Raw genomic sequence first — 24,850 nt, forward strand, 5'->3', positions numbered from 1 at the left:
ATTGACCACTGTGACACCTGACCAGTCCTCGGAACACCCCGCCTCGGAGGGCGTCGGCAGTACGCCGGACGCCCCGACGCCCGACCCCGGAACGGCCTCGCTGGCCGACGGCAAGGCGGCAGCGGCTGGGGCTCCGTCCTCGTCGGGCGAGGCCCGCGAGGGCGACGGTCCCGCGCCGGCCGGCCAAGCGCCGGTTGCGGGCGACGCCTCCGACGGTGGGGCGCCGGCTCTGTCGGTGATGATCGCCGGGGAGCTGCTGAACTGGTCCGATCTGCACCCGTCCGACGGTCGTCCCGCGGTCGGCGGGCCGGTGCCGGCGGAGCTGCTGGCGGCTGTCGTCCGCCCGACCGACTCCGTGCTCGTCGCCGGTCCGCACTCGCTCGAACTGCTCGAGCAGGTCGCCAAGACGGCGGCCTCGGTCGACGTCCTGGCCCGTTCGGCGCCCGACGCCGAGGAGATCGCGGCGGCGCTCGGCGTCCGCGTGTTCTGCGGCACGCTCGACCACTTCGGCCCCGAGCACGGCGAGGCGTCGTACGACGTGGTCGTGGCGCTCGACGGAGTGCCGCGGCTGATCGGTCCGGATACCCTGGTGATGCCGTGGGCGGACGGGCTCGCGGTGCTGAAATCCCGGCTCGCCCCGGGAGGACGGCTCCTGCTCGGTGCCGAGAACCCGTTCGGCATCGAGCGTCTGGTCCAGGCCGACCCGACGTCCACCGTCCCCCGCGACGCGGACTGGCCGTCCGACGTCCGCGGCGACGCGGCGGCACCCGCCGGGTTCAAGGCGGTTCGCGCCGCGCTGGAGACCGCCGACCTGCCCGTCACCCAGAGCTACGCGGTCTACCCGAACCTCGCCGAGGCTTCGGTGGGCCTCACCGCGGTCGACGAGCCACTGGCGGCCGCTGCGGCCGCTCGCGCGGTGGCCCGCAAGTTCAGCGGACCGACCCTGACCGACCCGTACCGAACGACCCAAGAAGCGATCGCCGCCGGGCTGGGCGTCGAGCTGGCTCCCGCCTGGCTGTTCGTGGTGAGCGCCCCGGAGCAGTCGGCCGCAGGTGCGGCACCTGCCGGCGCGGCACCTCCGGGCGCGGTTCCCGCAGGCGCGGGCCGCGTCGGCGCTGAGGCTCCTGCCGTGCTGCCTGACGGTGCCGTTCCCGCGGGCGGCGGTGTGCTCCTCGAGGAGCAGCTGTTCACCGCGCTGCGGGTCGACGACATCGCGATGCTGCGGCGAACGATCCCGGCGTACGTCGACTGGCTGCGCGCACAATCAGCGGCCACCGCCGCCGTCGCCGCGGCCGACAACGTGATCAGCGACGGCACGTCGTACCGGCTGTTCGGGGCCGCGGAAGCGGTCGAGAGCACCGGGGACGCGCTCGTGGTCGCGCAGCTCGGGCGGTTCGTCCTGCGGTCGCTGGACGCGGGCTCACGGCAACCGTGGGCGGCCGGCAGCGCACCCCGCGAGCTGACCGCGCACCTGGCCTCGATGGCCGGGATCACCGTCACCGAAGAGCTCTGGGCCGCGGTTGCTGACAGCAACGAGATGGTCCGCCCGCAGGGCAGCGCCGAGCAGCTGGCGACGATCGCCCGGCTGAGCCAGGAGCTGGCCGACGCGACCGCGCAGGCGACCTGGTTCGAAGGCCAGCTGAGCGCGCTGCGCCGCTCCAAGCCCTACCGGGTCGGTCAGGCGGTGCTCAACCCGGCCCGCGTCGTGGTCAAGCGGGTCCGCCGCGTGGTGCGCTGATGCACCACGCCAACCACTTCTACGGCCACGCGCACATCATGGCCAAGTACGCCGGGCTGCCCGGCGGTGACCCGCTGCGGATCTGGGGCTACCTCCAGCACGGCTGGAACATCCTCGACGGCTTCGCGTACAACACCGCGTTCGTCGCCGGGATGCCGAAGTTCGTCTGGTCCGACACGGTCCGTCGCCGCGGCTGGTCGATGGGCCTGCGCAACTACTCGGTGATCGGCTCCGCCTGGCTGTACCTGCTCGAGCTCCACCCCGAGCTGGCCGCGCCGGCACCGGATGCCGAGGGCACCATCTTCTACCCGTTCCACGGCTGGGAAGGGCAGAACGTGCTCGGCGACCACGCCGAGATCGTTGCCTCGATCAACGAGCACGAGACCGGGCCGGTGACGGTCTGCCTGTACTGGAACGAGTTCGAGAACGAGGCGATCAAGCAGGTCTACACCGACGCCGGCTTCCGGGTGATCACGCACGGGTACCGGGGCCTGCACTGGCGCAAGACCGACGCCGACTTCCTGCTCAAGCAGCTCAAGGAGCTGCGCAAGCACCGCCGGGTCGCCTCCAACCGGCTCAGCTCCGCGGTGCTGTACGGTGCTTCGATCGGACTGCAACCGGGCGTGTACGGCGACCCGATGCTGCTGGAGAACGAACACCCCTCGTTCGGCGGCCAGGCCCGGATCCGGCGCCTGTGGCCGGAACTGAACCAGCCGTACGTGCCGCTCGACCTGGCCAAGGCGTTCACCGACGCCGAGCTGGGCGTCGAGCACCTGGCCGGACCGGCCGAGATCCGTGACCTGTTCCGCTGGAACGACGCTCCGGCCAGACTGGTCAAACCAAGCGCAACGAAGGTGTTTTCATGAAGATCGGGATCATCACCCAGGCCCGCGCCACCAGCACGCGGCTGCCGGCCAAGGTGCTGCTGCAGGCCGGGGGCCGGACGTTCCTCCAGCACCACCTGGACCGGCTGGCCGCGACCGGCCTCCCGGTGATCGTGGCCACGACCACGAACTCCGACGACGAGCCGATCGTCGAGCAGACCACGGCGGCCGGGTTCCCGGTCTTCCGCGGCAGCGAGCTCGACGTGCTGGCCCGGTTCGCCGGCGCGATCCGCGAGCACGACCTCGACGGCGTCGTCCGGGTCACCTCGGACTGCCCGCTGATCGACCCCGGGGTCATCACCGAGGGCGTCGACCGCTTCGAGGCGGAGGCCGCCGACAACCTCTACGTCTCGAACTGCCTGGAGCGCACCTACCCGCGCGGCATGGACTACGAGATCTTCTCCGGCCCGCGGCTGCTGCAGGCCGACGCCGACGCGACGATCCCGGCCGACCGCGAGCACGTCACGTCGTACCTGCACCAGAACCGGACCGGCGACATGCGGCTGCTGAACATGCCCTGGGACGGCGGCGACGGCTCGCAGTACCGGCTCACGCTGGACACGCCGGACGACCGGCAGCTGCTCACGACGCTGATCGAGGAGTTCGGCGCGGCGGACCTGAACTGCGCCGACCTGGTCGCGATCATGGGCAAGCACCCGGAGCTGCACGCCCTGAACGAGCACATCGAGCAGAAGAAGCTCGGAGAATAGGGTGTGTCGCCCACTTCCCGCCGTAGCGAGCAGGTGCTCGGTGCGGTAGCTCGGAGTGCTGGAGTGAAGCCCTCGATGTTTTTCCATCGTGGGCTTTGCTCCAGTGCTCCGAGCTGCCGTGCCGAGTGCCGCGCAGTAGGCGGGAATTGGGCGACACACCCTAGACACCTGCCGCATCAGGATTGGCGGACACGCTCTACCGCGCGCCCTGACGTCACCGGGCGCGCCTACGGCATGATTTACGGTGATGACCACCGACGACCCAGGACCTGAGCGCGCACGCTCCTTCGGCGCCGTCGCGGCCGCGTACGACGCGGGCCGCCCGACGTTCCCCGCCGAGGCGCTGTCGTGGGTCCTGGGGCAGGGCTCGAGCCAGGGCCGGCGGCAGGTCCTCGACCTGGGCGCCGGGACCGGCAAGCTGTCCGCTGTCGCGGCCGCGCTCGGCCACGACGTGGTCGCGGTCGACCCGTCCGAGGAGATGCTGGCGGTCTGCCGCACGGTGCCCGGCGTGGACACGATGGTCGGCGCGGCCGAGTCGATCCCGCTCGCGCACGCCTCGGTCGACGCGGTGATCGTCGGGCAGGCCTTCCACTGGTTCGACCATTCCCGGGCGCTGCCGGAGATCGCCCGCGTGCTGCGGCCGAACGGCGTACTGGGTCTGCTCTGGAACCACTACGACACCGTCGTACCGTGGGTACGGCGGCTGCACCGGGCGATCCTCGGCGAGGACTTCCTGGCCGGTGCCGACCAGTTCGACCCGATGCCGATCCTGCTGCAGTCGGACCTGTTCGCCCAGGTGGAGACCGGCCGCTTCCGGCACTGGCACGACCTGGACCGCGGCGGCCTGCGCCAGCTCGCCCTGTCGCACTCGCGGGTCTCGGTGCTGACCGAGTCGCGCCGCGAGTCGGTGCTCGAGCAGATCGACGGGATCTACGACGGCACCGCCCGGCCCCCGGAGCCGTTGCGGATGCCGTACTTCACCAACTGCTACCGCACCTGGCCGAGCGACCTGGCCAACTACCAGCGCACCCTCGACGCTCCCGTCTCACCCCCGCTCTGACGCCCTCGGCAACTTTTTGGTCGCGGTGGGTCACAAACGCCGCTTCGAGGGCTAACGTGCATCTGTTCGTTCCCGACTGAGGGGTGCAGATGGAAGACGACGCAGTGCGCGAGCGGGACGCCCGCGCCTACGAAGCGGTGCACGAGGCGGCCGACTTCACCGAGCTGAAACGCCGCTACAAGAACTTCGTGGTGCCCTGGACCATCACGTTCATGGTCTGGTACCTGGCCTACGTGGCCTGCAACAACTGGGCCCGGGACTTCATGAGTACGCAGGTGGTCGGGCACATCAACGTCGCGCTGGTCTTCGGCCTGCTGCAGTTCGTCTCCACGTTCGTGATCGCGTTCCTGTACGGCCGCTTCGCGAACCGCAAGCTCGACCCGCTGGCGAGCGGGCTGAACGCCAAGTACAAGAGGGAGCGCCGCCGGTGAGCACTCTGCTGATCCCACTCGCCGACGCCGAGCCCGGCAACCAGGCGCTGACCATCTCGCTGTTCACCGCGGTCGTCGCCGTGACGCTGTACATCACCTGGTGGGCCTCGCGGCAGAACAAGACCACCGCCGACTACTACGCCGGCGGCCGCTCCTTCAGCGGCTCGCAGAACGGCCTCGCGGTGGCCGGCGACTACATGTCTGCGGCGTCCTTCCTGGGCATCTCCGGCCAGATCGCCCTCTACGGGTACGACGGCTTCCTGTACTCGATCGGCTTCCTGGTCGCCTGGCTGGTCGCGCTCCTGCTGGTCGCCGAGCTGCTGCGCAACTCCGGCCGGTTCACGATGGCCGATCAGCTCGCGTTCCGGATGAAGCAGCGCCCGGTCCGGACGGCGGCCGCGTCGTCCACGATCGTGGTCTCGATCTTCTACCTGCTGGCCCAGATGGTCGGCGCGGGTTCGCTCGTCGGCCTGCTGCTCGGTGTGAAGAGCGAGGGCCTGAAGGCCGGCGTGATCGTGCTGGTCGGCGCGCTGATGATCGTCTACGTGACGATCGGCGGCATGCGCGGCACCACCTGGGTGCAGATCGTGAAGGCCGTGCTGCTGATGACCGGCACGCTGCTGATCACGTTCCTGGTCCTGCTGAAGTTCGACTTCAACCCGTCCAAGCTGCTCGGCGCCGCCGCGGCCAACTCGGGCAAGGGCGAGGCGTTCCTGCAGCCCGGCCTGCTGTACGGCAAGGACCTGGTCGGCCAGATCGACTTCCTGTCCCTCGGCCTGGCTCTCGTCCTCGGTACGGCGGGTCTGCCGCACATCCTGATCCGCTTCTACACCGTGCCGGACTCCAAGTCCGCGCGGCGGTCGGTGCAGTGGGCGATCGGCTTGATCGGCGTGTTCTACCTGATGACGCTGGCCCTCGGGTTCGGCGCCGCGGCACTGCTCGACACCGGCAAGGACAGCGCGATCGCGGCCTCGAAGGGCAACACCGCGTCGGTGCTGCTCGCCGAGGCGGTCGGTGGTGGTGCCGACTCGCTCGGCGGCGCGATCCTGCTCGCGCTGATCGCAGCCGTTGCCTTCGCCACCATTCTCGCGGTGGTCGCCGGGCTGACGCTGACGTCGGCGTCGTCGTTCGCGCACGACCTGTACGTCAACGTGATCGCGAAGGGCAAGGTGACCGAGCGGAACGAGATCCGGGTCGCCCGGTTCGCCGCGATCGGTATCGGCGCGGTCGCGATCGGGCTGGCGATCCCGGCGCAGAAGCTGAACATCGCGTTCCTGGTCGCGCTGGCCTTCGCCGTCGCCGCCTCGGCGAACCTGCCGGCGCTGCTGTTCAACCTGTTCTGGAAGCGGTTCAACACCTCGGGCGCCGTCTGGAGCATCTACGGCGGTCTGATCAGCGCCGTGGTCCTGGTGATCTTCTCGCCGGTCGTCTCGGGCTCGTCGACGTCGATGATCACCGGCACGGACTTCTCCTGGTTCCCACTGTCGAACCCCGGCATCGTCTCGATCCCGCTCGGCTTCCTGCTCGGCGTGATCGGCACGTTCGCCGGCAAGGACCGCTCCAGCGAGGTCCGCTACAACGAGCTCTCCGTCCGCGCGCTCACCGGCGCCGGCGCGGAAGGTGCCGCCAAGCACTGAGCTCCGCCGCTCCACCCCTCGAGGGCGTCACTCCGACCGGAGTGGCGCCCTCGAGCCGTTGACGCTGCGCTGAAGCTGCCGTAACAATAAGCCAGCGCTGCGCAAAAATTTCATAGTTTTGAGAAATTTATTGATAGTCCTCTGTGCCTTTACCACCCGCCCACCGGAGAGGCCCCATGAGAACCATGTCAGTGAAGAGGCGCTTGCTCGCCTCGGTGCTCGCTGGAAGTCTGCTGCTGTCCGCAGGCCCAGTCCTCGACTTCGCCCAGCACACCCCCGCCGGCAGCACCGCGTCGGCCGCCGTACTGGCCGGACCCAACCTCGCCGCCGGTAAGGCCGCCTCGGCCAGTACCAGCACCCAGAACTACGGCGCGTCCAACGTGACCGACGGGAACCAGAACAGCTACTGGGAGAGCAACAACAACGCCTTCCCGCAGTGGGTCCAGGTGGACCTGGGCTCGTCGGTCAGCACCAACCAGGTCGTACTCAAGCTGCCCAGCTCCGGCTGGGGCTCGCGCAACCAGACCCTCGCCGTCCAGGGCAGCACGGACGGCAACAACTTCACCGACCTGTCCCCCTCGGCGTCCCGGGCCTTCACGGCGCCCGGCAACACCGTGACCATCGACTACGGCGCGGCCACCGTCCGGTACGTCCGGCTCCGGATCACCGCGAACACCGGCTGGCCCGCCGGTCAGCTGTCCGAGCTGGAGGTCTACGGACCGGCCACCGGTGACACCCAGGCTCCCACCGCCCCGGGCAACCTGTCGTTCACCGAGCCCGGTACCGGCCAGATCCGGCTCGCCTGGACCGCGTCGACCGACAACGTCGGCGTGACCGGGTACGACGTGTACGCCAACGGCCAGCTGCGCACCAGTCTCGGCGCCGGGGCCACGACATACACCGACACCCAGCCGGCGTCGACGTCGGTGACCTACTACGTCCGCGCGAAAGATGCCGCAGGCAACCAGTCGCCGAACAGCAACAGCGTCACCCGCGGCGGCAGCACCGGCCCGGGCAGCAACCTCGCGCTGCGCAAGCCGATCACGGCGTCCGGGTTCGTGCACACCTTCGTGGCGACGAACGCGAACGACGACAACGTCACGACGTACTGGGAGGGCAACGGCACTCCGGCCACGCTGACCACGGCGCTCGGCTCGAACGCCGATCTCAGCTCGGTCGTCGTCCGGCTCAACCCGGACAGCTCCTGGGGCAACCGGACGCAGACCTTCTCGGTCCTCGGCCGGGAGCAGAGCGCTTCGGGGTTCACGACGATCGCGGCGTCCGCGTCGTACACCTTCAGCCCGTCGTCGGGCAACACCGTGACGGTCCCGGTCAGCGCGCGGGCGGCCGACGTACGGCTGAACTTCACCGGCAACACCGGTGCCCCGTCCGGCCAGGTCGCCGAGCTCCAGGTGATGGGCGTGCCCGCCCCGAACCCGGACCTCACGTTGTCGGGTGTTTCGTGGACACCGACCTCACCCGTCGAGACCGACGCGATCACCGTCCGGGCGACCGTCAACAACACCGGTACGGCGGCCTCGGGCGCGACCAACGTCAACTTCTACCTCGGGGAGACCAAGGTCGGTACGGCCAACGTCGGCGCACTCGCCGCCGGCGCTTCGACCACCGTCACCGCGTCGATCGGCGCCCGCGACGCGGGCAGCTACCCGCTGAGCGCGAAGGTCGACGAGGCGAACACGATCATCGAGCAGAACGACGCGAACAACTCGGCGAACAGTGCCTCGCCGTTGGTGGTGACTCCGGTGGCGAGCTCCGACCTGGTGGCGGGCGCGGTCACCTGGTCGCCGGGCAACCCCTCGGCCGGGACCAACGTCGCGTTCTCCGTTGCCATCCGCAACCAGGGCTCGGTCGCCTCGGCCTCGGGGGCGCACGGGATCACGCTGACGCTGCTCAACGGGAGCACCGTCGTACGGACGCTGACCGGCTCGTACTCCGGTGCGATCGCCGCTGGTGCGACTGCTCCGGCGGTCGCGCTGGGAAGCTGGCCGGCGGTCAACGGACGGTACTCGGTGCGCGTCGTACTGGCTGACGACGCGAACGAGCTGCCGGTGAAGCGGACCAACAACACGTCGGAGCGGCCGTTCTTCGTGGGTCGTGGCGCGAACATGCCGTACGACCACCTGGAGGCCGAGGACGCGTCCGTCGGCGGTGGCGCCACGGTGGTCGGCCCGAACCGGACCGTCGGTGACCTCGCCGGGGAGGCATCCGGCCGGAAGGCTGTGACGCTGAACTCGAACGGCGCGTTCGTCGAGTTCACCACCCGGGCCAGCACGAACACCCTGGTGACCAGGTTCTCCATCCCGGACGCGGCCGGCGGTGGCGGCATCAACTCGACCGTCAACGTGTACGTCAACGGCGCGTTCCACAAGGCACTGCCGCTGACCTCGAAGTACGCCTGGCTGTACGGCGCGGAAGCGAGCCCGGGCAACTCGCCGGGCGGCGATCCCCGCCACATCTACGACGAGGCGAACCTGATGCTCGACGGGACCTTCCCGGCCGGCACGAAGATCAAGCTCCAGAAGGACGCCGCGAACACCACGAACTACGCGATCGACTTCGTCGACACCGAGCAGGTGGCGCCGACCGCGAACCCGGGTCCGACGTACGCGGTGCCGGCCGGCTTCGGTCAGCAGGACGTGCAGAACGCGCTCGACCGGGTCCGGATGGACACCACCGGCACCCTCGTCGGCGTCTACCTGCCGCCGGGTGACTACCAGACGTCGAGCAAGTTCCAGATCTACGGCAAGGCGGTCAAGGTGCTGGGCGCCGGCCCCTGGTACACGAGGTTCCGGGCGCCGACGACCCAGGACAACACCGACGTCGGGTTCCGCGCGGAAGCCTCGGCCAACGGCTCGTCGTTCACCGGCTTCGCCTACTTCGGCAACTACACCTCACGGATCGACGGGCCCGGCAAGGTGTTCGACTTCTCCTCCACCGCGAACATGACCATCGACAACATCTGGGTCGAGCACATGGTCTGCCTGTACTGGGGTGCCAACACCGACAACTCCACGATCAAGAACTCACGGATCCGCAACATGTTTGCCGACGGCATCAACATGACCAACGGCTCGGCCGGCAACACCGTCAGCAACAACGACGCCCGCGCGACCGGGGACGACAGCTTCGCCCTGTTCAACGCCACCGACTCCGGGGGTGGCGAGGTCCGGGACAACGTCTTCGAGAACCTCTCGTCGACGCTGACCTGGCGGGCCGCCGGCTTCGCGGTGTACGGCGGCACGAACAACGTGTTCCGCAACCTGTACGTCGCCGACACGCTGGTCTACTCCGGTATCACGATCAGCTCCCTCGACTTCGGCATCCCGATGGCCGGCTTCGGGGCCACCCCGACGACCCGGTTCGAGAACATCTCGGCGGTCCGGGCCGGCGGCCACTTCTGGGGCAACCAGACGTTCCCCGGCATCTGGATCTACTCCGCCACGAAGATCTTCCAAGGCATCCGCCTCACCGACGTCGACATCGTCGACCCGACGTACTCGGGCATCATGTTCCAGACCGACTACGTAGGCGGCAGTCCCCTGTTCCCGGTCGCCGACACCATCCTCACCAACGTGTCGATCTCCGGCGCCCGCAAGTCCGGTGACGCCTACGACGCCAAGTCCGGCTTCGGCATCTGGGCCAACGAGCTCCCCGAACCCGGCGAGGGCCCGGCCCGCGGCACGGCCGTCTTCAACAACCTCACCCTCACCAACAACGCAACGGACATCCGCAACACCACCAGCACGTTCACCATCACCCGCAACTAGCCCCCACCCCAGAACGGCCGCCGACCATCCGGTCGGCGGCCGTCCTGCTTTCCTCGAAACTGCCCCGAGCTGCCCCAGCCTGCCCTCGTGTCCCGCACCAACTCGCCCCTTCCCCCGTGCAACCGTCGTCCTTTGCCGGCAAAAGGGCGGGGAGATGCCAGTACACGTGTTCGTCGACGAGACGAAGTCCAAAGGGTTGCTGATGGCTGCCGCTGTCTGCCGGCCGGGGGATGTCGCGGTTCATCGCAAGGCATTGCGGAGTCTGCTGCTGCCGGGCCAGGAGCGGCTGCACTTCAACCACGAGACCAACGCACGGCGCAGGCAGATCCTCGCGACGATCGCCGAGTTCCGGATTTTCGCCGACCTGTACTCGGCTGACCGGGACACTCTCACTGCGCGCCGTGCGTGTCTCGAGGCGATCGTGCGCGACCAGGCGGGGACTGCTGAGCGCCTGGTCGTGGAGCGGGAGGAGTCGACGTTCGAGCACGACCGGCGGACACTGCATGCCGCCTGCAACCGGTACAAGTGCTTCGACCTTCGATGGGAACTCATGGTTCCGAAGCTGGATCCGTTGCTGTGGGTGCCGGACGCGATCGCGTGGGCCTGGGCGCGGGGCGGGCACTGGCGCCGTACCGTCGCGCCGTTCTGTCAGTTGCGCGACCCCTGACAGCGCGAGACCCGGCTCGTCCACCGTCCGGTGAGCTGCCGGGTCCACTTCACGGGACTCTTCTGCCCCGTGCGGTAATCACTGTACTGGAATGTTGCGGCTACGACCGGGGCAGATCGAGATCTGCCCCGGGATACCCCGGATCGCCTTGAGCTACAGGTCGTCGGCCACGCCGTACAGGATTTCTCCTGCTTCCAGGACTCTGGTTCGGTCCTCGGGGGTGAGGTTGGTGAGGATGGCGCCGAGGGCCTGGGCCGCGTCGGCGCGCATGTGGGCGACGGTTTCGGCGCCCTGTTCGGTGAGCTCCACAGCCGTGGCGCGGCCGTCGAGGGTGTCGGGGCGGCGGCGGACCAGGCCGGAGGTCTCCAGGACGGCGACCGTGGTGGTCGCCGTCGGCTGGGAGCAGGGGACCTTGTTCGCGATCGTGCCGATCCGGACCGGCTGCTCGCGGGCGATCACCAGCAGCGCGATGAACTGGGTGGGGTGCATCGAGGTCGACATCGCGGTCTTCCGGAGGTGCCGGACGATCCGGTGCATCGCCACCATCAGGTGGACTGCCTTCTCGTCCAGCACGATCAACCCCGTCGGTCAGGCCGCCCGGATGTCCGGACGGTAGATGTCTACCCATGTTGCCAGTGAGAGCAACTGTTCCAGGTTCTGCCGCGCACCGGCATCGGATTCACCCTGAAGACTCGCTGAGACTTTTCCGCGGTCGGCCAGCGCGAACACCGGGTGATCGTCCGCGAGCAGCTGCCGGGCCTGCTCGGCCAGCGCCACGACGTACGCCGGATCCTGCGTCTGCGGGTAAGGGCTCTTCGTCCGTTTCGCCACTGATTCAGGCAGCACGTTCCGCGTGGCGGCACGGAGCAGGCTCTTCTCCTGCCCGTCGAAGGTCTTCAGCGACCAGGGTGTGTTGTACACGTACTCGACCAGCCGGTGGTCGCAGAACGGCACCCGCACCTCCAGCCCGACGGCCATCGACATCCGGTCCTTGCGGTCGAGCAGCACCCGGACCATCCGGGTCAGGTGCAGGTAGCAGATCTTGCGCATCGCCCACTCGTGGTCGGACTCGCCGTCCAGCCGGTCGATCTCGCCGACGGCCTCGTCGTACCGGCTCTGCACGTACGACCGGAGGTCGAGGCGCCGCAGCAGGTCGTCGCGGAGCAGCCCACCCGGGCCGTTGGGGCGCCGGAATCCGCGGAAGGCCAGCCACGGGAACGTCTTCGCCTGCTGCACCTCGGGGTCGTGGAACCACAGGTACCCGCCGAAGATCTCGTCGGCCGACTCGCCCGACAGCGCGACCGTCGACTGCTCCCGGATCGCCTTGAACAGCAGGTAGAGCGAGCTGAAGATGTCCCCACCGAGCGGCGCGTCGTTGGCGCGCACGACGGTACGCCGTACGGCCGGATCGGTCAGCGCGGCGTTGTCGAGCACGATGTCGGAGTGCTGTGACTTCACCAGGTCGGCGACGTCGTGCACGTACGGCGTGTCCGGCGTGGTCCGGAGCTCGCTGGCGACGAAGTTCTCCGCCTGGCCGGCGAAGTCGACCGCGAAGCTGCGGACCTTCTTGCCCTCCTCGCCGAGCTGTCGCGCGGCCAGACCGGTGATCGCACTGGAGTCGAGCCCGCCGGACAGCAGAACGCACCGCGGGACATCGGCAACCAACTGCCGCCGCGTGATGTCGTCGAGCAGCTCGCGGACGTGCGCGACCGAGGTGTCCTGGTCGTCGGTGTGCGCGTGGGTCTCGAGCCGCCAGTACGTGCTCTTCCGTACGCCGTTGCGATCGACGGTCACGACCGTGCCCGGCTCGACCTCGGCCATCCCGGCCCACAGCGAGAGGCCGGGCGTCTTGGTCATCGTGAGCAGCTCGCGCAGCCCGTCGTCGTCGACGGCCGGCTTGGCGAGCGGGTTGGCGAGGATCGCCTTCGGCTCCGAGCCGAACAGCACGCCGTCGTCGGTCGGGTAGTAGAAGAACGGCTTGATCCCCATCCGGTCGCGGACCATCACCAGCTTGTCCTCGCGGCTGTCCCAGATCGCGAACGCGTACATCCCGTTCAGCCGCTCGGCGAACGCCTCGCCCCACTCCAGGTAGGCGTGCAGCACGACCTCGGTGTCGGAGTCGGTCGTGAACGCGTGCCCGCGGGTGCGCAGCTCGTCCTTCAGCTCCAGGTAGTTGTAGGCCTCACCGCTGTAGACCATCCCGACCGTCGTCGTCCCGCCGTTGCGGCCCGGTACGTCGACGGTCATCGGCTGCTCGCCGCCCGGCAGGTCGATCACGGCCAGCCGCCGGTGCCCGAGGGCGACGTGCGGGGCCCACCAGGTCCCCCGCGCGTCCGGCCCGCGGCAGGCCATCGTCTCGGTCATCGCGTCGACGGTCGCCTGTTCGGCCGCCAGGTCACGCCGGTAAGCCACCCATCCGGTGATGCCACACATGCGTTGTCTCCTGTCGTTGCGAAATGCATTCGTCTCCAATGTATTTCGCACCGATCGTGACACCAACGCCACCTTTCGTGAGGAAGGTCATGACCTCCGTACGCCGAGCAGCACGCCGCGGTGCCTCGGCTCGTCGATCTCGTCGAGCAGGGCGATCGCGAGGTCGGCGTACGAGATGCGGCTGGTCGCGTCGCCCGGGGCGAAGCGGTAGGAGCCGGTGCGCTCGGGGTGCTCGTGGTCGAAGTCGCCGCTCGGGGTGATCGAGACCCAGTCGGCCTGCGAGGCAGCCAACCGGTTGGTTACTTCGCGGTGCGCTTCGAAGAAGGCGCGGTACTCCGTGGGGTAGCCGGGTGAGTCCATCAGGAGGGTGCCGTTGTCGGTGGCAAGGATCGACGCGAGGCCGACCCAGATCAGGCGGGTGGTGCCGATGTTGTCGGCCAGCGCCTGGCCTGCTCGGGGGAAGAAGTCGGGCGCGGGGTCGTACACGGCGGCGATCACCGCGTCGTGCTCGGCCGCGAGGCGGGCAACGGCCTCGGGGGCGGTGACGTCGGCGGCGACGACCTTCGGGGCGGGGGTGGAGGTGGTCGCCGTCGGGCTGGAGGTGGTCGCCGTCGCGCGGGCGGAGGTGGTCGCCGTCGCGTGGGCGGCGGCGTACTTGCTGGGCGTCCGTACGGCCGCGGTGACCTCGTGGCCGCGGCGCAGTGCCTCTTCGACCGCCGCGCCTCCGGCCCGGCCGCCGGCGCCGAACACCAGAATCTTGCTCATCGTCGGGTCCCTTCTCGTCGTGTCCCGAGAAGGTAGGCGGACGGGCGGTTACCGCCCGGATACTGGCTAGGCTGGTGCGATGGAGCCGTTGCGCGCGGACAAGTTCGACGAGATCTGCCCCTCGACGCTGAACCCGTTCCGGTTCGGCCGGGACAAGTGGGCAGCCCTGGTGATCGCCTGTCTCGAGGACGGCCCGCGCCGCTTCTCCGAGCTCCGCGTCCCGCTGCACCGCGTCACGCCGAAGGTGCTGACCCAGTCGCTGCGTCTCCTGGAGCAGGACGGACTGATCAGCCGCACCGAGTACGCCGTACCGGTACGTCGTGTCGTCTACGAGCTGACCCCGCTCGGCCGCAGCATGCTCGGCCCGATCCGCACCGCCTGCCAGTGGACCGCAGACCACTGGGACGAACTACTCGACGCCCGGGAATCCGAGATCACCAGGTAGGCGCCTGGCTCCAGGCGGCCGCTCGCGTACGGCGCACGCGGCGTTCGCGGCTGTGGACCCGGCGGCGGGCGGCGCGGGAGATGCGGCGCTCGACGCCGGCGAAGGGGTGGTCCGCCGAAAGCCCGTACGAGGGCTGGCCGACGTACTGAACAACCGGCTGAGCGGCGTACTGGGCTTGCTGGTGCATCGGATCTCCTGGCGGTAGGCGGCACAGATCCGATGCGCGACATCCCCATCTGGTTCCCGTCACCGCAGGCCCGACTGCGGTGTGATGTCGTTCACTGAACGGCCCGTTCGGCGCAGATAGAGGTCTGCTCGGCGAACCACCAGTACCGCGGGTGGTCTGCCGTTGGTAGAAAGGGGGCGGCGCCCGGGCGCGCCGACCGGCTATCGACGAGGAGTCCGCGACCGTGACCAGTTCCGAGCCCCAGTCCCCAGCGCTGTCGAACCTGATGCACGAGGAGCGGCGGTTCGACCCGCCGGCCGAGCTCGCCGCGCACGCGAACGTGAAGGCCGACGCCTACGAGACCGCCGCCGCGGACCTGGAGGGTTTCTGGGCCGAGCAGGCCAAGCGGCTGACCTGGGCCGTCGAGCCGACCGAGACGCTGGACTGGAGCAACCCGCCGTTCGCGAAGTGGTACGCCGACGGCAAGCTCAACGCGGCGTACAACTGCGTCGACCGGCACGTCGAGAACGGCCTCGGCGACCGGGTCGCGTACTACTTCGAGGGCGAGCCGGGTGACACCCGCGAGATCACCTACGCCCAGCTCAAGGACGAGGTCAGCAAGGCCGCGAACGCGCTGCTCGAGCTGAACGTCAAGCCCGGCGACATCGTCGCGATCTACATGCCGATGATCCCCGAGACCGTGGTCGCGATGCTGGCCTGCGCCCGGATCGGCGCCCCGCACACGGTCATCTTCGGCGGCTTCTCCGCGGACGCGCTGAAGGGCCGGATCCTGGACTGCGACGCCCGCGTCGTGATCACCTCCGACGGCGGCTACCGCCGCGGCGCCCCGGCGGCGCTGAAGCCGGCCGTCGACGCGGCGCTCGAGGACTGCCCGGACGTGCGCAACGTGGTCGTGGTCAAGCGCACCGGCCAGGAGACCGCGATGGCCGACGGCCGCGACCTGTGGTGGGACGACGTGGTCGGCAAGCAGTCGGCCGAGCACACCCCGGAGGCGTTCGACGCCGAGCACCCGCTGTACGTGATGTACACGTCCGGCAGCACGGGCAAGCCGAAGGGCATCCTGCACACCACCGGCGGCTACCTGGTGGGGACGTCGTACACGCAATGGGCGGTCTTCGACCTCAAGGCCGACACCGACGTCTACTGGACCGCCGCCGACATCGGCTGGGTCACCGGGCACAGCTACATCGTGTACGGCGCGCTCGCGAACGCGACCACCTCGGTCCTGTACGAGGGCACGCCCGACACCCCGCACCAGGGCCGCTGGTGGGAGATCGTGCAGAAGTACAAGGTTTCGATCCTGTACTGCGCGCCGACCGCGATCCGGACCTTCATGAAGTGGGGCAAGGAGATCCCGGAGAAGTTCGACCTGTCCACGCTGCGCGTGATCGGGTCGGTCGGTGAGCCGATCAACCCCGAGGCCTACATCTGGTACCGGGAGAACATCGGCGGCAACAACGCGCCGGTGGTCGACACCTGGTGGCAGACCGAGACCGGCATGCACATGATCTCCCCGCTGCCCGGCGTCACCTCCGGCAAGCCGGGCGCGGCGATGAAGGCGATCCCTGGTGTCAGCGTCGACGTCGTCGACGACGCGGGCAAGCCGGTGCCGAACGGGTCCGGCGGTTACCTGATCATCGACAAGCCGTGGCCGGCGATGCTGCGCACGCTGTGGGGCGACGACGAGCGCTTCAAGGAGACGTACTGGTCGCGCTGGCCGGGCGTGTACTTCGCGGGCGACGGCGCCAAGAAGGACGAGGACGGCGACATCTGGCTGCTCGGCCGGGTCGACGACGTGATGAACGTGTCGGGGCACCGGCTGTCGACCACCGAGATCGAGTCGGCACTGGTCTCGCACCCGAAGGTCGCCGAGGCGGCCGTGGTCGGCGCCTCCGACCCGACCACCGGGCAAGCGATCGCGGCGTTCGTGATCCTGCGCTCGGAGGCCGGTGACGGCGGTCCGGACGTCGTACAGGAACTCCGGAACCACGTCGCCAAGGAGATCGGCCCGATCGCGAAGCCGCGCCAGATCATGGTCGTCGCCGAGCTGCCGAAGACCCGCTCGGGCAAGATCATGCGCCGCCTGCTCCGCGACGTCGCGGAGAACCGCGAGGTCGGCGACGTCACCACGCTGGCCGACTCGACGGTGATGGACCTGATCAAGACCAACCTCGACGCCGGCAAGGCCGACGAGGACTGAGCCCCGCACGATCAACAGCCGGTACGCCGCGTGCGCGCGGCGTACCGGCTGTTGTGCGTTAACCGTCGCTGAGCTAGCGCGGACGGGCTCGGAACACGATGATTCCGAGGTGCTTCGCCAGCCAGGCCTGCCGCTGCGGGTGGCGCGCCTTCAGCTCGTCGTCCAGCTGCGGCTCCAGCACCCGGTCGACCCAGAAACCGGCCTCGACGAACGCGTTGTGCATCGAGCTGAACGTCCCGGTCGGCAGCGTCAGCGTCACCTCGGGGTTCCAGCGCGACGGGTACGAGTACGGCTCGGTCGAGTGGTAGGCGTCACCGAGCGGGATCCCGTCCCGCTCGGCCCGCTCGACGGCGTACCGGATCGGGTGCGAACGAGCCACCACGAGTACGCCGTCCGGCCGCAGCAGCTCCCGGGCGACCTTCAGAGTCTCGACCTGGTCCTTGGCGTACCCGAGGGACTGGAGGAACACGACCGTGTCGAACCGTCTGCGGACCGCGGGGTGAGTGGCCAGTTCGGACAGGTCTCCTTCAGCCAGCGTGACGTCGAGTCCTGGCGGCGGCGTGAGGAAGTTGCCGCCGAGATCGATACCGACAACGGACCGGGCGCCGGCCCGCGCAAGCTCGATCGCCTTCTCGCCGTTGCCGCAGCCGACGTCGAGCACGTCCTTGCCGTCGACCGCGCCGATCAGGTCGCGCTGGGCCGCCCACTCCATCAGCCGGTCCAGGGAGTCCTCACGGGCGCGGGCTTTTTCGTAGTCGGGGCTGAGCGTCTTCCATCCGTTGGTCATGTGCGCAGGATATGAACCGCGCGGAGCCCTAGCCTGAGCACGTGGAGAACCTGGAGCGAAGCGGATGGATGCAGTACCGATGACGGCCCTGGTAGCCGTCCTGCACGCCGGACTCGCCGCCGCGTGGGTCGGCGGCATGGCCTACTCCCTGCTCGTCATCCAGCCCAAGCTCGCGAAGTTCTACGCCAAGGACCCCGAAACCCGCGAGACCCTCACCGTAGTAATTGCCTCAGGCAACCGCTGGAAGGTTGTCGGGCTGATCGGCGTGATCGCGGCCAGCGGCGCCGTCCTGCTGCTACTCGACACCGACCACTGGTGGATCCACGCCGTGAAGGCCGTCCTCCTCGCCGCCGCGACCGGGATCTTCTGGTACGTCTCCTGGCGCCACTGGCCCCACCGCGTCTTCGCGACCTCCGCCGAGGTCCCGGCCTACCAGGCTCGCCTCCGCCTGCTCGCCACCATCATGCTCGCCCTGACCGGCACAGCCTTCGCCCTCGGCGTCGTCGCGACGCACATTTGATACTTGATCAGGTAGTGCGGTACGCGACGGTGATGTCGTAGCGGTCGGAGCGGTAGGTGGAGCGGCCGCACTCGATGACTTCGCCGGAGGCGGTGCGGGGGGCCGAGGTGATGATCAGGCAGGGGGTCGTGGGCTCGATGCCGAGGAGCTGGGCGTCCTCGGGGGTGTCGGGTGGGGCGGCGACGATCGAGGCGGAGACCATGCCGAGGGAGACGCCGAAGCGGGACGACAGTTCGCCGTACAGGGAGAGCTCGTCGAAGGAGAGCTCGTCGAGGCCGGGGAAGCGGCGCAGGGAGAGGTTGGTGCGCTCGATCGCCATCGGTTCGCCGTCGGCGGTGCGGAGGCGGACCAGGTGCAGGAAGGGGGTGCCGACCGGCTCCTCGAGCTCGGCGGCGAGGGTCTCGTCGGCCGTGCCCACGCGGTGCTCGAGGACCTTCGCGCCGGGGGTGATGCCGCGGGCGCGCATGTCCTGGCTGAACGACGACGCGAGCAGCCGGTTCGGGCGGGGTTCGGCGACGAACGTGCCACCACCGGGACGCCGCGCGGCCAGGCCGTCGGCGACGACGCGGTCGACCTCCTGGCGGACCGTCATCCGGGCCACCCCGAACCGCTCGGCCAGCACCCGCTCCGAGGGCAGGACCGTCCCCGCCGTCAGGCTGCGGGTGAGGCGCTCCAGGATCTCGCGGATCTGGTCACCCTTCGGCCGGTCGGTCCGCAGCTCGGTGGGGAGCTCGGCGAGGTCACCGGGATTGTTCCTTGGGCGGGCCATGGTGTCGTGTTCCCTGGGGGTCTGGCCGGCAAACCGGTTGCCGGGGCTCGGTCGTTCGTCATCGCTGCGTCGGTCGACCGTTCACCGACAGTACTGGCCGGAGCCCCCAGGACGGCCAGCGATCATCCTCCCAAACCGACGCCCCCGCGTCGAGCGCCCGCAGAAGTGATCCCCGAGGGAAACCGCTCGCCACGCAGCGCGACGAGGCCGGCGGAGAGGTCGGTCACAACCCCGGTCACAACCCCGGCAGCACCCCCGCGGCAACCGCTCAGGCCAGTGCGAAGTACCGCAGCCACAGGTACGGCGCCGCCACCGCGACCGTGATCGCGGTCATCACCAGCCCCTTGCGGGTGAACTCCCAGAAGCTGATCGGCGACCCCGCCCGCAGCGCGAGCCCGATCACCACCACGTTCGCGCTCGCCCCGACGGCGGTCGCGTTGCCGCCGAAGTCCGCACCGATCGCGAGCGCCCACCACAGCGCGTCGGCCTGGGCCGGGTCCGGGATCCCCCGGGTGAGCTCCTGGACCACCGGACTCATCGTCGCGACGTACGGGATGTTGTCGATCACCCCCGACAGCACCGCCGAGACCCCGAGGATCAGCATCGTCGCGAACAGCGCGCGCCCCTCGGTCACCTGCTGGACCTCGGCGGCCAGGTCGGCGATCACCCCGGTCCGGACCAGCGCGCCGACCATCACGAACAGCCCGGCGAAGAACAGCAACGTCTGCCACTCGACCGCGTTCATGTAGTCGCGCGTCGCCACACCCGAGATCACCACGAGCACGCCGGCCCCGAGCAGCGCGACCACCGACGGCTCGACCCCCAGGAACGACCGCCCCACGAACCCGACCAGTACGGCGAGCAGCACCAGACCGCTCTTCACCAGCAGCGCCTTGTCCTCGATCGCCTCGCGTTCGTTCAGCCGCATCACGCTGAGCCGCCGTTCGGGGTCGACCCCGAACGACCCGCGGAACAACCAGGGCACGACCAGGCAGAACACGATCATCTCGACCACCACCAGCGGCGCCAGGTGCACCAGGAAGTCGTTGAAGGTCAGCCCGGACCGGCTGGCGATGATGATGTTCGGCGGGTCGCCGATCAGCGTCGCGGCGCCGCCGATGTTGGACGCCATCACCTCGGCGATCAGGAACGGCACCGGGCTGATCCCGAGCCGGTCGCAGACCAGCAGCGTCACCGGCGCGATCAGCAGCACGGTGGTCACGTTGTCCAGGAACGCCGAGGCGGTCGCGGTGATCAGCGTGAGCAGCAGCATCACCCGCAACGGCGACCCTTTGGCCCGCTTCGCGGCCCAGATCGCGACGTACTCGAAGACACCGGTACGGCGCAGCACGCCGACGATCACCATCATCCCGAACAGCAGGAAGATGACGTCCCAGTCGATCCCGGTGTCGTGGGAGTAGAACGCGTGCTCGGAGTCGGTCACCCCGAGCGCGAGCAGCACGGCGGCACCGCCGAGCGCGGCGAGCAGCTTGTGCGTCCACTCGGTCGCGATCAGCAGGTAGGCGACCGCGAAGACGACGATCGCGACGACGGTCATCGGGCCATCGCCGGTCCGTCGTACCGGCTCAGCCGGGAGGAGCGACCAGTTCGAGCAGCCGGGACGCCGTGATCGCGCCGATGATCCGGCCGTCCTTGACCACGGCGACCAGCGGGGAGCGCAACCGGGCCATCAGCGCGGCGACCTCCAGCACGGTGTCGTCGTGCTTGACCACCGGCAGTTCGGCGGGTTCCTTCGGCAGCAGCTGACGCACCGACACACCCGAGAGCTTGTCCGCGACCTGGTCGGCGATCGGTTCGCCGATCACCCGGGCCAGCGACGGGTCGTCCTGCACGTAGCTCGGCACCAGGAACCGGACCACCTGCGACGCCGGGAGCACCGAGTACGGCGTACCGTCCTCGCACACCACGATCAGACCGGGCAGCCGGCGGCCGGCCAGCAGCTGCACCGCCTCGAGCGCGCCCGAGTCGACGCTGACCACCGGAAAGTCCTCGGCCATCTGTTCGCCATGCACATCGGCAGCGTACGCCGCGGCGACGGCCGGACCCGGCGGCTCTGCCGGATCTCTGACGACAGGATTCGTCCGGCACGACAGCCTCCAGGGATCGCTCCGACAGCCCGCACCCGGCCGGGGCGGGCACTGCCGACCAGACTTCCCGGCGCACCACCGGTAAGCCTCGGTCATCGGGACGTCAAGAGCAAACCCGGCGCGCAGCCGTTAGAATGGTGTTCGAGCTTCGGCTCTGGTGTGCCGGGAAGTCTGGTCGGCGATCTGTCCGACGACCCCGAGCGAAGGGCCTGCCGATGAGCTCCCGACGACTGTTGCACAAGCGCCGCGCCTTCCCCCGGATCCTGGGGAGCGAGCGGGCCTTCCTGGCCGACACGCTGCGCGCCGAGACCACCGGTGGCCTGGTTCTGGTCGGGGCCGCCGTGATCGCGCTGATCTGGGCGAACTCGCCCTGGCAGGACGCCTACCACCATCTGCGCGACGCGCAGCTCGGTCCGCTGACCGTCGAGGCGTGGGCCTCGGACGGCGCGCTCACTCTGTTCTTCTACCTGGCCGGCGTCGAGCTGAAGCGGGAGTTCACCGTCGGCACGTTGTCGCGGCTCAGTGAGGCCGTCGTACCGATCGCGGCGGCACTGGCCGGGATGGCCGCGCCCGCGCTGATCTACACGGTGATCAACCTGACCGTTGCCGACGGCAAGCCGCACGGCTGGGCGGTGCCGACGGCAACGGACATCGCGTTCGCGCTCGCCGTACTGGCGATCGTCGGGTCGTCGCTGCCGAGCGCGCTGCGCGCGTTCCTGCTCACGCTGGCGGTGGTCGACGACTTCGGCGCGATCCTGGTGATCGCCGCGTTCTTCTCGCAGGGGTTGCACCTGGTCGCGCTGCTCGTCGCGGTCGCGCTGATCGCGGTCTTCTACGCCCTGCAGCGGTTCCGTGTGCGGACCCCGTTCCTGTACGTGCCGATCGTGATCGCGGCCTGGTGGTTCATGCACGAGTCGGGCATCCACGCGACGATCGCGGGCGTCGCGCTCGGGCTCGCCACGCGGGTGCTGCCGGACAAGGGTGAGAAGGCGTCACCCGCCGAGCGGGTCGAGCACCGGTTGCGGCCTTGGTCGGCCGGCGTGGCGGTCCCGCTGTTCGCGTTGTTCGCGGCCGGAGTGACGCTGAGCGGTTCGGCGCTGCGCGAGATGCTGACCGACCCGGTCGCGATCGGCGTGGTCGTCGGGCTGCTGGCCGGCAAGACGATCGGGGTGTTCGGTGGGGCCTGGCTGACCGCACGGTTCACCAGGGCCGAGCTGAACGCGGACCTGTCCTGGCGCGACGTCGGCGCGGTCTCGGTGCTGGCCGGGATCGGGTTCACCGTCGCGCTGCTGATCGCGCAGCTCGCGTTCGCGGGCGACCTGGCCCAGATCGAACGGGCCAAGGCGGCCGTCCTGGTCGCGTCGCTGCTGGCCGCGCTGATCGCGTCCGCGCTGCTGTTCAGACGCAACCGCGTGTACGCCGACTGAGCTGGTGCTCACGCCGGCCCGCCTGTACCTCGACTGAGCTGGTACTCCCGCGGGACCGTCCGCACGCCGGCTGAGGATGCTGCTGACCCACTCCCGTACGCCGGGTCCGCCCGCTGAGGCGACTGCTGACGCCTATCTCCACGACTGCCGCGTTTTGCACGACTGCCGCCTCCACGACTGCCGCGTTTTTGCACGACTGCCGCCTTGTACCGCGCCAGTCGTGGAAAACGGAGGCAGCTAACGCGGAGAGAGGCGCCTGGCGTCCGAAGATGCGGCGCACATCCACAGAACAGCCCCGGCCGCGTCTCCGGGGAGCGGCCGCGCGGGGAGCGGCCGCGTGGGGAGCGGACCTGCACCACTGACCAACCCGCCGTACGGAAGCCGCTCACGCTCAGCGCCGGCGCTGGGCGGGCTGATTCGGTGGTTGGTGAGTGGTGCAGGTCCGCTCGGCGGGTCGGTGTCCGGCGATTGGGTACCGGCTGTTCGTCGTACGCGGCGGTAGGGTCGGGGCAGGGACGGAAGGAGCGCCATGTCGATGGGGCAAGAGGACGAGCCGACGGTCGGGCAGCTCGTCGCCAACGCCAGCCGGGATCTGTCCAGCCTGGTGCGCAGCGAGATCGAGCTGGGCAAGGCCGAGCTGAAGAAGACCGCGGTGAAGGCCGGGACCGGGGCCGGGCTGTTCGGCGGCGCCGCGTTCCTCGGGTTGCTCGCGATCATCCTGCTGTCCATCGCCGCGGCGTACGGCGTCAGCGCGCTCGGGCTGCACCCGGCGCTGGCGTTCCTGATCGTGGCCGTGGTCTACCTGCTGATCGCCGCCGTGCTCGTGCTGATCGGCAAGAACCAGCTCAGCCAGGCCAAGGGCCCGCAGCGCGCGATCGAGACCTCGAAGGAGTCGGTCGAGGCGCTCAAGGCGATCGGGAAGGGCGACTGAGCCCCGCCGGAGTCTCCGACCTGCTCGTCGACGGGCCCTGGTCGCACGCCCTGGTCGCGGCCAACGGGGCCCGGTTCCACGTCGCCGAGTGCGGTACGGCGGACGATCCCTTGGTGCTCTTCCTGCACGGCTTCCCGGAGTTCTGGTGGGCCTGGCGCCATCAACTGCCGGCCGTCGCCGCGGCCGGGTACCGCGCGGTCGCGATGGACCTGCGCGGGTACGGCGCGAGCGACAAGACACCGCGCGGGTACGACCCGTTCACGGTGTCGGCCGACGTGTCCGGCGTGATCCGCTCGCTCGGCGCGTCGGAAGCGGTCGTGGTCGGGCACGGCTGGGGCGGGTTCGTCGGGTGGTCGGCCGCCGTACTGGCTTCTCGGCAGGTACGGGCGCTCGCTGCTGTGTCGGCTCCGCACCCGTTGATGCTGCTGCGGTCGGGGCGGCCGCGGGCGGCCGCTCAGGTCGGGTGGTTCCAGCTGCCGATCCTGCCGGAACGGCGGTTGCTGGCGCACGACGGGATCCACATCGAACAACTGCTGCGGGCTTGGGCTGCGCCAGGTGGGGAGTTTCCCGATGCGGAGGCGTCGCGGCGGTACCGGGCCGCGCTGCAGGTCTGGCCGGCGCCGCACTGCGCGCTGGAGTATCACCGGTGGTTCGTACGCTCACGGCTGCGGACGGACGGACGGCGGTACTCGGCGAGGATGCGCGAGCCGATCGAGGTCCCGGTGCTGCAGGTCCACGGCGGGCTGGACGGCGCTGTCGCGCCCGCCAGTTGGATCACGCCACCGGAGCTGATCACAGCACCATTGCGGCAAGAGGTGCTGACGACGGTCGGGCACTTCCCGCATGAAGAGGCGCCGGAGCAGTTCACCGAACTCCTGCTGGACTGGCTGGGCAAGCTCTAGGAGACCACCTCGGGACCTACGGTGCCGGTGACCTTCCAGTCACCGCCTCTCCGGTCAAGACGGAACGTGAGCCACCGTGCGGCAAGGCAGCCGCGCCAGATGCCCGCGTCGACCTCGACGTGCCCGGCACGCCGGACGACCGAGCCGACATTCACGTACGGACCGCCGGCCTCGGGGGCGCAAGGGTCGGCGAGCCCCGGGCGCTATGCGATCCACTCCACCTTGGTCGGGGCCAGCAGCTTCCCGATGCCGGCCTTCTCGGCGTCCGTGAAGGCCTTGCCGCGGACGCTGCTCTCGTTCTCCTGGGGTGCGTCGATGACGGGCGAAGACACTCTGCACCAGGTCCTCGACGGTGTGAACGTTCCCCGCCGGCATCAGCGCCGTACGCAACAGGCGCCGCTCGTTCGACGCACCACGTCGTCGAACGCCGGAGCCGCCTCGCTGGTCACCGTCGCACTCTC

At 69.6% G+C, this 24,850-nt stretch carries 23 protein-coding genes; 14 read left to right on the plus strand and 9 right to left on the minus strand.

All coding sequences use genetic code 11. The features are described from left to right. The first annotated feature begins 10 nt into the window (after nt 1–10). The 8 genes from ACLQ2O_RS00100 (at nt 11) to ACLQ2O_RS00135 (ending at nt 10,915) form a co-directional block, all read left to right on the plus strand. The gene (locus tag ACLQ2O_RS00100; RefSeq protein ID WP_425829037.1) at nt 11–1,738 is read left to right on the plus strand and encodes a hypothetical protein; all 1,728 of its coding nucleotides are present in this window, start codon (nt 11–13) and stop codon (nt 1,736–1,738) included. Continuing rightward, nucleotides 1,738–2,604, plus strand: a complete 867-nt coding sequence (locus ACLQ2O_RS00105) for a hypothetical protein (protein ID WP_425825790.1) — start codon at nt 1,738–1,740, stop codon at nt 2,602–2,604. Before ACLQ2O_RS00100 ends, ACLQ2O_RS00105 begins: the two co-directional genes overlap by 1 nt. Continuing rightward, complete coding sequence (locus tag ACLQ2O_RS00110) at nt 2,601–3,332, plus strand: cytidylyltransferase domain-containing protein (protein ID WP_425825792.1); 732 nt, start codon at nt 2,601–2,603, stop codon at nt 3,330–3,332. The genes ACLQ2O_RS00105 and ACLQ2O_RS00110 overlap by 4 nt, the downstream gene beginning before the upstream one ends. Nucleotides 3,333–3,579: 247 nt before the next feature. Beyond that, complete coding sequence (locus tag ACLQ2O_RS00115; protein ID WP_425825794.1) at nt 3,580–4,392, plus strand: class I SAM-dependent methyltransferase; 813 nt, start codon at nt 3,580–3,582, stop codon at nt 4,390–4,392. An 89-nt stretch (nt 4,393–4,481) separates the two neighbouring features. Then, nucleotides 4,482–4,823 carry a DUF485 domain-containing protein gene (locus tag ACLQ2O_RS00120; protein ID WP_425825796.1) on the plus strand — a complete coding sequence of 114 codons (342 nt, stop codon included), beginning with the start codon at nt 4,482–4,484 and terminating at the stop codon, nt 4,821–4,823. Beyond that, the gene (locus tag ACLQ2O_RS00125) at nt 4,820–6,460 is read left to right on the plus strand and encodes a solute symporter family protein (RefSeq protein WP_425825798.1); all 1,641 of its coding nucleotides are present in this window, start codon (nt 4,820–4,822) and stop codon (nt 6,458–6,460) included. The genes ACLQ2O_RS00120 and ACLQ2O_RS00125 overlap by 4 nt, the downstream gene beginning before the upstream one ends. Nucleotides 6,461–6,645: 185 nt before the next feature. Beyond that, complete coding sequence (locus ACLQ2O_RS00130; protein ID WP_425825800.1) at nt 6,646–10,248, plus strand: discoidin domain-containing protein; 3,603 nt, start codon at nt 6,646–6,648, stop codon at nt 10,246–10,248. Nucleotides 10,249–10,402: 154 nt separating this feature from the next. Then, the gene (locus ACLQ2O_RS00135) at nt 10,403–10,915 is read left to right on the plus strand and encodes a hypothetical protein (RefSeq protein WP_425825802.1); all 513 of its coding nucleotides are present in this window, start codon (nt 10,403–10,405) and stop codon (nt 10,913–10,915) included. A gap of 153 nt (nt 10,916–11,068) precedes the next feature. On the opposite strand, the gene ACLQ2O_RS00140 is transcribed toward ACLQ2O_RS00135, so the two are convergent. The 3 genes from ACLQ2O_RS00140 to ACLQ2O_RS00150 all read right to left on the minus strand — a co-directional run bounded on the left by ACLQ2O_RS00140 (nt 11,069) and on the right by ACLQ2O_RS00150 (nt 14,113). Next, the gene (locus tag ACLQ2O_RS00140) at nt 11,069–11,488 is read right to left on the minus strand and encodes a MarR family winged helix-turn-helix transcriptional regulator (RefSeq protein WP_425825804.1); all 420 of its coding nucleotides are present in this window, start codon (nt 11,486–11,488) and stop codon (nt 11,069–11,071) included. 15 nt (nt 11,489–11,503) lie between these two features. Next, on the minus strand, nt 11,504–13,348 hold the full coding sequence (gene asnB, locus ACLQ2O_RS00145; RefSeq protein ID WP_425825806.1) for an asparagine synthase (glutamine-hydrolyzing): 1,845 nt from the start codon (nt 13,346–13,348) through the stop codon (nt 11,504–11,506). An 87-nt stretch (nt 13,349–13,435) separates the two neighbouring features. After that, nucleotides 13,436–14,113, minus strand: a complete 678-nt coding sequence (locus ACLQ2O_RS00150; protein ID WP_425825808.1) for an NAD(P)-dependent oxidoreductase — start codon at nt 14,111–14,113, stop codon at nt 13,436–13,438. Nucleotides 14,114–14,192: 79 nt separating this feature from the next. Between ACLQ2O_RS00150 and ACLQ2O_RS00155 the strand changes: the two genes are divergently transcribed. Further along, entirely contained in the window at nt 14,193–14,558 is a 366-nt protein-coding gene (locus ACLQ2O_RS00155; protein ID WP_425825810.1) for a winged helix-turn-helix transcriptional regulator, read from the plus strand. On the opposite strand, the gene ACLQ2O_RS00160 is transcribed toward ACLQ2O_RS00155, so the two are convergent. After that, complete coding sequence (locus ACLQ2O_RS00160) at nt 14,548–14,745, minus strand: hypothetical protein (protein WP_425825812.1); 198 nt, start codon at nt 14,743–14,745, stop codon at nt 14,548–14,550. The two genes, ACLQ2O_RS00155 and ACLQ2O_RS00160, sit on opposite strands and share 11 nt — an antisense overlap. A 265-nt stretch (nt 14,746–15,010) precedes the next feature. On the opposite strand from ACLQ2O_RS00160, the gene acs reads away from it, so the two are divergent. Beyond that, nucleotides 15,011–16,945: an acetate--CoA ligase gene (gene acs / locus ACLQ2O_RS00165; protein ID WP_425829039.1), complete on the plus strand. Its 1,935-nt coding sequence runs from the start codon at nt 15,011–15,013 to the stop codon at nt 16,943–16,945. A 73-nt stretch (nt 16,946–17,018) separates the two neighbouring features. Here the strand turns inward: acs and ACLQ2O_RS00170 are convergent, their stop codons facing one another. Then, nucleotides 17,019–17,732, minus strand: coding sequence for a class I SAM-dependent methyltransferase (locus ACLQ2O_RS00170; protein WP_425825814.1), 714 nt, complete (start codon nt 17,730–17,732; stop codon nt 17,019–17,021). A 79-nt stretch (nt 17,733–17,811) separates the two neighbouring features. Here ACLQ2O_RS00170 and ACLQ2O_RS00175 point away from each other — a divergent pair, with 79 nt between their 5' ends. Next, a complete protein-coding gene (locus ACLQ2O_RS00175; protein ID WP_425825816.1) occupies nt 17,812–18,252 on the plus strand; it encodes a hypothetical protein in 441 nt (146 codons plus the stop codon). Nucleotides 18,253–18,259: 7 nt separating this feature from the next. Here the strand turns inward: ACLQ2O_RS00175 and ACLQ2O_RS00180 are convergent, their stop codons facing one another. From ACLQ2O_RS00180 to ACLQ2O_RS00190, 3 genes are all read right to left on the minus strand, one after another. Further along, nucleotides 18,260–19,021 carry a GntR family transcriptional regulator gene (locus tag ACLQ2O_RS00180; RefSeq protein ID WP_425825818.1) on the minus strand — a complete coding sequence of 254 codons (762 nt, stop codon included), beginning with the start codon at nt 19,019–19,021 and terminating at the stop codon, nt 18,260–18,262. A gap of 268 nt (nt 19,022–19,289) precedes the next feature. Next, complete coding sequence (locus ACLQ2O_RS00185; RefSeq protein WP_425825820.1) at nt 19,290–20,579, minus strand: ArsB/NhaD family transporter; 1,290 nt, start codon at nt 20,577–20,579, stop codon at nt 19,290–19,292. Between the two features lie 28 nt (nt 20,580–20,607). Beyond that, nucleotides 20,608–21,054, minus strand: a complete 447-nt coding sequence (locus tag ACLQ2O_RS00190) for a CBS domain-containing protein (RefSeq protein ID WP_425825822.1) — start codon at nt 21,052–21,054, stop codon at nt 20,608–20,610. A gap of 290 nt (nt 21,055–21,344) precedes the next feature. On the opposite strand from ACLQ2O_RS00190, the gene nhaA reads away from it, so the two are divergent. The 3 genes from nhaA to ACLQ2O_RS00205 all read left to right on the plus strand — a co-directional run bounded on the left by nhaA (nt 21,345) and on the right by ACLQ2O_RS00205 (nt 24,389). Further along, nucleotides 21,345–22,556, plus strand: a complete 1,212-nt coding sequence (nhaA, locus tag ACLQ2O_RS00195; RefSeq protein WP_425825824.1) for a Na+/H+ antiporter NhaA — start codon at nt 21,345–21,347, stop codon at nt 22,554–22,556. Between the two features lie 529 nt (nt 22,557–23,085). Next, nucleotides 23,086–23,487: a phage holin family protein gene (locus ACLQ2O_RS00200; protein ID WP_425825826.1), complete on the plus strand. Its 402-nt coding sequence runs from the start codon at nt 23,086–23,088 to the stop codon at nt 23,485–23,487. 113 nt (nt 23,488–23,600) lie between these two features. Continuing rightward, nucleotides 23,601–24,389: an alpha/beta fold hydrolase gene (locus ACLQ2O_RS00205; protein ID WP_425825828.1), complete on the plus strand. Its 789-nt coding sequence runs from the start codon at nt 23,601–23,603 to the stop codon at nt 24,387–24,389. A gap of 203 nt (nt 24,390–24,592) precedes the next feature. Here the strand turns inward: ACLQ2O_RS00205 and ACLQ2O_RS00210 are convergent, their stop codons facing one another. Next, nucleotides 24,593–24,721 carry a hypothetical protein gene (locus ACLQ2O_RS00210; RefSeq protein WP_425825830.1) on the minus strand — a complete coding sequence of 43 codons (129 nt, stop codon included), beginning with the start codon at nt 24,719–24,721 and terminating at the stop codon, nt 24,593–24,595. Nucleotides 24,722–24,850 lie beyond the last annotated feature (129 nt).

This window comes from Kribbella sp. DT2 (assembly GCF_049844575.1).
Lineage (GTDB): Bacteria > Actinomycetota > Actinomycetes > Propionibacteriales > Kribbellaceae > Kribbella.